Annotated in this window: 13 protein-coding genes; 12 read left to right on the top strand and 1 reads right to left on the bottom strand. The window is 32.0% G+C overall.

Translation table 11 applies throughout. From position 1 onward, the window contains the following. Positions 1-69: 69 nt before the first annotated feature. Positions 70-774, bottom strand: coding sequence for a queuosine precursor transporter (locus HMPREF3247_RS02635; protein WP_000282171.1), 705 nt, complete (start codon positions 772-774; stop codon positions 70-72). 244 nt (positions 775-1018) lie between these two features. On the opposite strand from HMPREF3247_RS02635, the gene HMPREF3247_RS02640 reads away from it, so the two are divergent. From HMPREF3247_RS02640 to HMPREF3247_RS02700, 12 genes are all read left to right on the top strand, one after another. Continuing rightward, positions 1019-1213, top strand: a complete 195-nt coding sequence (locus tag HMPREF3247_RS02640; RefSeq protein WP_001795441.1) for a zinc-finger domain-containing protein — start codon at positions 1019-1021, stop codon at positions 1211-1213. Positions 1214-1224: 11 nt separating this feature from the next. Further along, entirely contained in the window at positions 1225-1476 is a 252-nt protein-coding gene (locus HMPREF3247_RS02645; protein WP_000691942.1) for a NifU N-terminal domain-containing protein, read from the top strand. Between the two features lie 37 nt (positions 1477-1513). Beyond that, on the top strand, positions 1514-2638 hold the full coding sequence (locus HMPREF3247_RS02650) for a virulence factor (RefSeq protein ID WP_000404645.1): 1125 nt from the start codon (positions 1514-1516) through the stop codon (positions 2636-2638). 15 nt (positions 2639-2653) lie between these two features. Then, positions 2654-3091 carry a bacilliredoxin BrxA gene (gene brxA / locus HMPREF3247_RS02655; RefSeq protein ID WP_000995287.1) on the top strand — a complete coding sequence of 146 codons (438 nt, stop codon included), beginning with the start codon at positions 2654-2656 and terminating at the stop codon, positions 3089-3091. 423 nt (positions 3092-3514) lie between these two features. Continuing rightward, on the top strand, positions 3515-4471 hold the full coding sequence (locus HMPREF3247_RS02660; protein WP_000934885.1) for a thymidylate synthase: 957 nt from the start codon (positions 3515-3517) through the stop codon (positions 4469-4471). A 199-nt stretch (positions 4472-4670) separates the two neighbouring features. Beyond that, positions 4671-5150, top strand: a complete 480-nt coding sequence (locus tag HMPREF3247_RS02665; protein ID WP_000175746.1) for a dihydrofolate reductase — start codon at positions 4671-4673, stop codon at positions 5148-5150. A 14-nt stretch (positions 5151-5164) separates the two neighbouring features. Continuing rightward, positions 5165-6004, top strand: a complete 840-nt coding sequence (fakB2, locus tag HMPREF3247_RS02670; RefSeq protein ID WP_000166060.1) for a fatty acid kinase binding subunit FakB2 — start codon at positions 5165-5167, stop codon at positions 6002-6004. Positions 6005-6089: 85 nt separating this feature from the next. Continuing rightward, positions 6090-6623 carry a peptide-methionine (S)-S-oxide reductase MsrA gene (gene msrA / locus HMPREF3247_RS02675; protein WP_000159902.1) on the top strand — a complete coding sequence of 178 codons (534 nt, stop codon included), beginning with the start codon at positions 6090-6092 and terminating at the stop codon, positions 6621-6623. Next, complete coding sequence (gene msrB, locus HMPREF3247_RS02680) at positions 6616-7044, top strand: peptide-methionine (R)-S-oxide reductase MsrB (RefSeq protein ID WP_000913317.1); 429 nt, start codon at positions 6616-6618, stop codon at positions 7042-7044. Before msrA ends, msrB begins: the two co-directional genes overlap by 8 nt. An 11-nt stretch (positions 7045-7055) precedes the next feature. Continuing rightward, positions 7056-7556, top strand: a complete 501-nt coding sequence (locus HMPREF3247_RS02685) for a PTS sugar transporter subunit IIA (RefSeq protein ID WP_000473654.1) — start codon at positions 7056-7058, stop codon at positions 7554-7556. Then, the gene (locus HMPREF3247_RS02690) at positions 7556-7777 is read left to right on the top strand and encodes a YozE family protein (protein ID WP_000801007.1); all 222 of its coding nucleotides are present in this window, start codon (positions 7556-7558) and stop codon (positions 7775-7777) included. The genes HMPREF3247_RS02685 and HMPREF3247_RS02690 overlap by 1 nt, the downstream gene beginning before the upstream one ends. 191 nt (positions 7778-7968) lie before the next feature. Then, complete coding sequence (locus HMPREF3247_RS02700) at positions 7969-9459, top strand: S41 family peptidase (protein WP_000342125.1); 1491 nt, start codon at positions 7969-7971, stop codon at positions 9457-9459. The last annotated feature ends 217 nt before the right edge of the window (positions 9460-9676 follow it).

Consider the following 9676-nt stretch of genomic DNA (forward strand, 5'->3'; position numbering starts at 1 on the left):
AATAAATTTTGCGAAAATATCATTTCTGTCCCACAGCCTTAAAACTTATTCTTTTGTGTAGTAAGTGCGTTAATAGCCTTGATCTAACTTATCAATCTTACCTTTACGATAAAATGATTTAGCAATATATCCAAATGGTACATTGAAAACTGTTGAAGCTAATTTTAATACGTACGTTGTAATAAATATTTCAAATACAACTGTACCAGGTAAACTTCCGATAAATGCGATAGCTACAAATAAAGCTGTATCAATTATTGAGCTTAAAAATGTACTACCATATGCACGGATGAAAAACGTTTTATCAGAACTAAATACTTTTTTAATTAGTGAAAAGATAAATACATCAATATGTTGACCAATAATATATGCGACAATTGAGCCTAAAGCAATACGTGGCACAACATCAAAGATTGCGTGTAATGCTTTTTGTGCCATATCTTCTGGTGCAGGAATAAAATGTAATGACAATTGCATAACAATAATCATAATTAATGTTGATGAAAAGCCTAACCAAACTGCTCTTTTTGCAACTCTACGCCCATAAATATCATTTAAAATATCTGTTGCTAAATAAATAGAAGCAAACATGACATTACCTAAAGTTGCTGAAATACCAAAGATTTCTACAGTTTTAATCACTTGTATGTTGGCAATGATTGTGCCAATTGCAACCCATGCAATTAAACCTTGTTTACCAAAAAAGCGATACATAAGTACCATAAGTACGAACGTTGCAATAAACGTAACTAGTCCTAAAATTTCATTATACATATTAAAATGTCCTCCTAAATTTTGATCATGCGGGTGTTTAGAAACCGCTCAATAAATAACTTACTCATTTTACTGAAAAATCGTTTGCGATGCAATAGCATTTGAATATAAATACATTTTACGTATAGAATTGTAAAAGGTTTCATTCAAATCTTAGGGTCAAAAATGTTATAATATTTTTATGTCAAATTTAAAACAGTAACACTTATTTACAAGGTTGCAATATTTTGAAGTAATAAAGGAAGTGTCGCGTATTTTAACTTTTTCAGAGCAAAATGCACTCGCGAAAATAGATGATTTAATGAATACTTATTGCAATCAATGTCCAATCAAAACTCGTCTGCGTAAATTAGAGGGGAAAACGAAGGCGCATCATTTTTGTATCAATGAGTGTTCAATAGGGAAAGAAATAAAACAATTAGGAAATGAACTTCAATAGGAGGAAGTCAAATGAAAATTATATCTATATCAGAAACACCGAACCACAACACAATGAAGATTACACTTAGTGAAAGCAGAGAAGGTATGACATCAGATACGTATACTAAAGTTGATGATTCACAGCCAGCATTTATTAATGACATCTTAAAGGTTGAAGGCGTTAAATCAATTTTCCATGTTATGGACTTTATTTCAGTAGATAAAGAAAATGACGCAAATTGGGAAACAGTATTGCCAAAAGTAGAGGCTGTATTCGAATAAATTTTTCATCAACTAGTATTCGGGGGGAATAAAGTATATGGAAATTTTACGTATAGAGCCAACACCAAGTCCAAATACAATGAAAGTTGTTTTGTCATATACAAGAGAAGACAAGTTATCTAATACTTATAAAAAAGTAGAAGAAACACAACCAAGATTTATAAATCAGTTGTTATCTATAGATGGTATCACTTCCATTTTTCATGTCATGAACTTCTTAGCTGTTGATAAGGCACCAAAAGCTGATTGGGAAGTCATATTACCTGATATTAAAGCTGCTTTTTCTGATGCGAATAAGGTTTTAGAATCTGTAAATGAACCTCAAATTGACAATCATTTTGGTGAAATTAAAGCTGAATTATTAACTTTTAAGGGTATACCGTATCAAATTAAGCTAACTTCTGCTGACCAAGAATTAAGAGAACAATTACCACAAACATATGTTGATCATATGACTCAAGCGCAAACAGCACATGACAATATTGTTTTTATGCGTAAATGGCTAGATTTAGGAAATCGCTATGGAAATATTGAAGAAGTAATGGATGGTGTCCTAGAAGAAGTGCTAGCTACCTATCCAGAATCACAGTTACCCGTATTGGTAAAACATGCTTTAGAAGAAAATCACGCAACTAATAATTATCATTTCTATCGACATGTCTCTTTGGATGAATATCATGCAACTGATAATTGGAAGACTCGATTACGAATGTTAAACCATTTTCCAAAGCCGACTTTTGAAGATATACCGCTACTTGATTTAGCTTTATCTGATGAAAAAGTACCGGTTAGACGTCAAGCGATTGTATTATTAGGTATGATTGAAAGTAAAGAAATTTTACCGTATTTATATAAGGGGCTTCGTGATAAAAGTCCTGCTGTAAGAAGAACAGCAGGGGATTGCATAAGCGATTTAGGGTATCCAGAGGCACTACCAGAAATGGTGCTACTATTAGATGATCCACAGAAAATCGTTAGGTGGCGTGCTGCTATGTTTATCTTTGATGAAGGTAATGCAGAGCAGCTTCCCGCACTAAAAGCCCATATTAATGACAATGCGTTTGAAGTTAAATTACAAATTGAAATGGCCATATCTCGTATTGAAAACGGAGATGAGGCACTTGGTTCAGTATGGAAACAAATGGCAAACAGAACAATTTAATTGGAGGAATTAAATATGAATGCATATGATGCTTATATGAAAGAAATTGCGCAACAAATGCGTGGCGAATTAACTCAAAATGGTTTTACAAGTTTAGAAACGAGCGAAGCAGTATCGGAGTATATGAACCAAGTAAATGCTGATGACACTACTTTTGTAGTTATTAACTCTACATGCGGCTGTGCAGCTGGATTAGCAAGACCAGCTGCAGTAGCAGTTGCAACACAAAATGAACATAGACCTACAAATACAGTTACAGTTTTTGCTGGGCAAGATAAAGAAGCAACTGCTACAATGCGAGAATTCATTCAGCAAGCACCATCTAGTCCTTCGTATGCTTTATTCAAAGGTCAAGATTTAGTTTATTTTATGCCTAGAGAATTTATCGAAGGTAGAGATATTAATGACATTGCAATGGACTTAAAGGATGCCTTTGACGAAAATTGTAAATAGTACACATAAATAAATATAAAGGTTAACACATTTTATAATATTAAAAATGGTGTCTGTCATTGAAAATAGAGAATATAGTTGTATTCTATTTGTTAAATAAAGTCCGTTTTTACCAACTATATTTTCTAGAAATTTAACTGTTTTAATAGGACATCAAACATAATATTCAAATCATGTGTTAACCTCTTTTTTAAAATTTTTTAGCATTAAAGTTATAGATTTGGGTAAACAATTACCAATTGGAAACATATATCACGTTACGATGGGGTAGGTACTTAATCAGCATTTTATAAATAAAGTAACGGAATTCATGATATTAATATCATATTCCTAAAATGAGTGATAACAAAATGCTACATAAAGTTAAGTTATATCAAACTAAATATACATACTATAAATAATGAAAATGAGGTGTTATCGCATATGTTGAATTCATTTGATGCAGCATATCACAGTCTTTGTGAAGAAGTTTTAGAAATAGGAAATACACGAAATGATCGCACAAATACAGGTACGATTTCAAAATTTGGTCATCAACTTCGCTTTGACTTATCTAAAGGATTTCCACTATTAACGACAAAGAAAGTTTCTTTTAAATTAGTAGCAACCGAATTATTATGGTTCATTAAAGGAGATACAAACATCCAATACTTATTAAAATATAATAATAATATATGGAACGAATGGGCTTTTGAAAATTATATCAAATCAGACGAGTATAAAGGTCCAGATATGACAGATTTCGGGCATCGTGCATTGAGTGATCCTGAATTTAACGAACAATATAAAGAACAAATGAAACAATTTAAGCAACGTATTCTTGAAGATGATACTTTTGCGAAGCAATTCGGTGATTTAGGAAATGTTTATGGTAAACAATGGCGAGATTGGGTTGATAAAGATGGTAATCATTTTGATCAACTTAAAACAGTAATTGAACAAATTAAGCATAATCCAGATTCAAGACGACACATCGTATCTGCATGGAATCCAACAGAAATTGATACAATGGCACTTCCGCCTTGTCATACCATGTTCCAGTTTTATGTCCAAGATGGTAAGTTAAGTTGCCAGTTATACCAACGTAGCGCAGATATCTTTTTAGGTGTGCCATTTAATATCGCAAGCTACGCTTTATTGACACACCTTATTGCCAAAGAATGTGGACTTGAAGTAGGAGAATTTGTGCATACATTTGGAGATGCACATATTTATTCAAATCATATTGATGCGATTCAAACACAATTAGCACGTGAAAGCTTCAATCCTCCAACATTAAAAATTAACAGTGACAAGTCTATTTTCGACATAAATTATGAAGATTTGGAAATTGTTGACTATGAATCACATCCAGCAATAAAAGCTCCAATAGCAGTGTAGTCATTGCATAGTTAGCTAACCATATAGACATCAAAATGACATCATAGTATTTTCAAGTGCAAAAAAGTACTTTTTTGTGTTAAACGTTTTCATAAATTATGCAAAATCATTATTTCTATCACACTTTATGATAAAAATTGTGTTAAATTAAAGATAACTTAGTAATAAAAAATGAAATGATAGAAGAAGGAGGATAATTATGACTTTATCCATTCTAGTTGCACATGACTTGCAACGAGTAATTGGTTTTGAAAATCAATTACCTTGGCATCTACCAAATGATTTGAAGCATGTTAAAAAATTATCAACTGGTCATACTTTAGTAATGGGTCGTAAGACATTTGAATCGATTGGCAAACCACTACCGAATCGTCGAAATGTTGTACTTACTTCAGATACAAGTTTCAACGTAGAGGGCGTTGATGTAATTCACTCTATTGAAGATATTTACCAACTACCGGGCCATGTTTTCATATTTGGAGGGCAAACATTATTTGAAGAAATGATTGATAAAGTGGACGACATGTATATTACTGTTATTGAAGGTAAATTCCGTGGTGATACGTTCTTTCCACCTTATACATTTGAAGACTGGGAAGTTGCCTCTTCAGTTGAAGGTAAACTAGATGAGAAAAATACAATTCCACATACCTTTCTACATTTAATTCGTAAAAAATAAGGGGGAAAACGACCATGACAAAACAGATTATAGTAACAGACTCAACATCCGATTTATCTAAAGAATACTTAGAAGCAAACAACATTCATGTAATTCCTTTAAGTTTAACTATTGAAGGAGCTTCATACGTTGACCAAGTAGATATTACATCAGAAGAATTTATTAATCATATTGAAAATGATGAAGATGTAAAGACAAGTCAGCCAGCCATAGGTGAATTTATATCTGCTTATGAAGAACTAGGAAAAGATGGCTCTGAAATCATAAGTATTCATCTTTCTTCAGGATTAAGTGGTACATATAACACTGCTTACCAAGCAAGTCAAATGGTAGATGCTAATGTAACTGTTATTGATTCAAAATCTATTTCTTTTGGTTTAGGGTATCAAATACAACACCTAGTAGAGCTTGTAAAAGAAGGTGTCTCAACTTCTGAAATAGTTAAAAAGTTAAATCATTTAAGAGAAAACATTAAATTATTTGTAGTTATAGGGCAATTGAATCAATTAATTAAAGGTGGCAGAATTAGTAAAACAAAAGGTTTGATTGGTAATCTTATGAAAATTAAACCAATTGGTACACTAGATGATGGTCGCTTAGAGCTTGTGCACAATGCGAGAACTCAAAATTCTAGTATCCAATACTTGAAAAAGGAAATTGCTGAATTTATAGGAGATCATGAAATCAAATCCGTTGGTGTCGCACATGCTAACGTCATTGAATATGTTGATAAATTGAAGAAAGTTTTTAATGAAGCTTTTCATGTGAATAATTACGATATAAATGTAACTACACCAGTTATTTCTGCACATACTGGTCAAGGTGCGATTGGCCTCGTAGTCCTTAAGAAGTAAATTTAATCTTTTCAGTGTTAATTACTTCCATTTCAATCCTTTATAGACTAAATTTATAATTAGATAGATAGAGGAGGTAATTCATATGACAAAAGAATATGCAACATTAGCAGGAGGATGTTTCTGGTGCATGGTTAAACCATTTACATCATATCCAGGCATCAAGTCAGTCGTATCTGGTTATAGTGGCGGTCATGTTGACAACCCAACTTATGAACAGGTATGTACGAATCAAACCGGCCATGTCGAAGCAGTACAAATTACGTTTGATCCAGAGGTTACTTCCTTTGAAAATATATTAGACATATATTTCAAAACATTTGACCCAACTGATGATCAAGGGCAATTTTTCGATAGAGGCGAAAGCTATCAACCAGTCATTTTCTATCATGATGAACATCAGAAAAAGGCTGCTGAGTTTAAAAAGCAACAATTAAATGAACAAGGTATTTTCAAGAAACCAGTGATTACACCTATTAAACCATATAAAAATTTCTATCCAGCTGAAGACTACCATCAAGATTATTACAAAAAGAACCCGGTACATTATTACCAATATCAACGTGGTTCAGGTAGAAAAGCGTTTATAGAATCACATTGGGGGAATCAAAATGCTTAAAAAAGATAAAAGTGAACTAACAGACATAGAATATATTGTTACACAAGAAAATGGCACTGAACCACCATTTATGAATGAATATTGGAATCATTTTGCTAAAGGGATTTATGTAGATAAGATTTCTGGTAAACCTTTATTTACATCTGAAGAAAAGTTTCATTCTGAATGTGGATGGCCTAGCTTTTCTAAAGCGCTTGATGACGATGAAATTATAGAATTAGTCGACAAATCATTTGGTATGGTAAGAACTGAAGTGCGTTCAGAAGAATCAAATAGTCATTTAGGACACGTCTTTAATGATGGACCTAAAGAAAGTGGCGGCTTAAGATACTGTATCAATTCCGCTGCAATTCAATTTATTCCATATGAAAAATTAGAAGAATTGGGTTATGGCGATTTAATATCACATTTTGATAAGTAGGAGTGGAAAGTATGTTTAAAAAATTATTCGGAAAAGGCAAAGAAGTTCAGAAAGATATCGCAATTTATGCACCATTAACTGGAGAATACGTGAAAATTGAAGATATTCCAGATCCTGTATTCGCACAAAAAATGATGGGCGAAGGTTTTGGTATTAATCCAACTGAAGGAGAAGTTGTGTCTCCAATTGCAGGACGTGTTGACAATGTCTTTCCAACTAAGCATGCGATTGGGTTAAAAGCAGATAACGGATTAGAATTATTAGTTCATATCGGTTTAGACACAGTTCAATTAGACGGTGAAGGATTTGAAGTGTTAGTGTCTAGTGGTGACGAAGTTAACGTCGGAGATCCATTAGTAAGATTCAACCTTGAATATATTAATAATAACGCTAAATCTGTAATTTCACCAATTATAATTACTAACACTGATCAAGCAGCTTCAATTAATATTTATGATGAAAATGCTGTGATTAAAGGTGAAACAAAAGTGATTGATGTGACAATGAACTAATGAAAAACTATTCGTTTTATCAATTTGTCATGACAGTTCGTGGTCGACACGACGATAAAGGTCGTCTAGCAGAAGAGATATTTGACGATCTTGCTTTCCCAAAACACGATGATGATTTTAACATACTGTCTGATTATATTGAGACACATGGTGATTTCACATTGCCAATGTCTGTATTTGATGATTTATATGAAGAATATACGGAATGGCTAAAATTTTAATATAATTTTTAATAATAATAGTTAGAACCAGGGTGATGCAATTCGTTATCCTGGTTTTAATTTAAAATAAACTAAGTTGTGACTAAAAATTAATCAATTATAGTGAAATATGGTGCGCTATCTTGCATAAATTGATATGATTAACTACACAGAATTTAAAAGTACATAATACATAATAAGGAAGTGATACAATGGATGATAAGCAACACACATCTTCATCCGATGATGAACGCGCTGAAATTGCAACAAGCAATCAAGACCAAGAAACTAATTCATCGAAACGCGTTCACTTAAAACGTTGGCAATTCATATCAATATTAATTGGTACAATCCTAATAACAGCTGTCATCACAGTTGTTGCATATATTTTTATAAATCAAAAAATAAGTGGTTTAAACAAAACTGATCAAGCAAACTTAAATAAAATTGAAAATGTGTATAAAATCTTAAATAGTGATTATTACAAAAAACAGGACTCTGACAAGTTAAGTAAAGCTGCAATTGATGGCATGGTCAAAGAATTAAAAGATCCTTATTCTGAATATTTAACAAAAGAACAAACGAAATCCTTTAATGAAGGTGTTTCAGGTGATTTTGTAGGTATTGGTGCAGAAATGCAAAAGAAAAATGATCAAATTATGGTTACTAGTCCTATGAAGGGATCTCCAGCAGAACGTGCTGGCATTCGTCCTAAAGATGTCATTACTAAAGTAAATGGAAAATCAATTAAAGGTAAAGCATTAGATGAAGTTGTCAAAGATGTTCGTGGTAAAGAAAACACTGAAGTCACTTTAACTGTTCAACGAGGTAGTGAAGAAAAAGACGTTAAGATTAAACGTGAAAAAATTCATGTTAAAAGTGTTGAGTATAAGAAAAAAGGTAAAGTTGGAGTTATTACTATTAATAAATTCCAGAATGATACATCAGGTGAATTGAAAGATGCAGTTCTAAAAGCTCACAAAGATGGTTTGAAAAAGATTGTTTTAGATTTAAGAAATAATCCAGGTGGACTACTAGATGAAGCTGTTAAAATGGCAAATATTTTTATCGATAAAGGAAAAACTGTTGTTAAACTAGAAAAAGGTAAAGATACTGAAGCAATTCAAACTTCTAATGATGCGTTAAAAGAAGCGAAAGACATGGATATATCCATCTTAGTGAATGAAGGTTCAGCTAGCGCTTCTGAAGTGTTTACTGGTGCGCTAAAAGACTATAATAAAGCTAAAGTTTATGGGTCAAAAACATTCGGCAAAGGTGTCGTACAAACTACAAGAGAGTTTAAGGATGGTTCATTGTTAAAATATACTGAAATGAAATGGTTAACGCCAGATGGTCATTATATTCACGGTAAAGGCATTAAACCAGACGTTACTATTGACACACCTAAATATCAATCTTTAAATGTCATTCCTAATACGAAAACATTTAAAGTTGGAGACGATGATAAAAATATTAAAACTATTAAAATTGGTTTATCAGCTTTAGGTTATAAAGTTGATAATGAATCAACGCAATTTGATAAAGCTTTAGAAAATCAAGTTAAAGCTTTCCAACAAGCGAATAAACTTGAGGTAACTGGTGAATTTAATAAAGAAACGAATAATAAATTTACTGAGTTATTAGTTGAAAAAGCTAATAAACATGATGATGTTCTCGATAAATTGATTAATATTTTAAAATAAGAGATACACACTGCTAAAATTGTATTATTATTATGTTAATGACACGCTCAGGCTGGAACATTAAGTTCTTAGGCAATGTAAAAAAGCTGATTTCTATTAATTATTTGATAGAAATCAGCTTTTCTTCAACTAAGTCACGATATAGTGTTTTTGAATTTTCGTTCAATTTCGATTCGTGATTTGGAATACTTTTCTTCCACACAAATGTATACCTATT

The sequence above is a fragment of the Staphylococcus sp. HMSC36A10 genome, assembly GCF_001838845.1.
GTDB lineage: Bacteria > Bacillota > Bacilli > Staphylococcales > Staphylococcaceae > Staphylococcus > Staphylococcus aureus.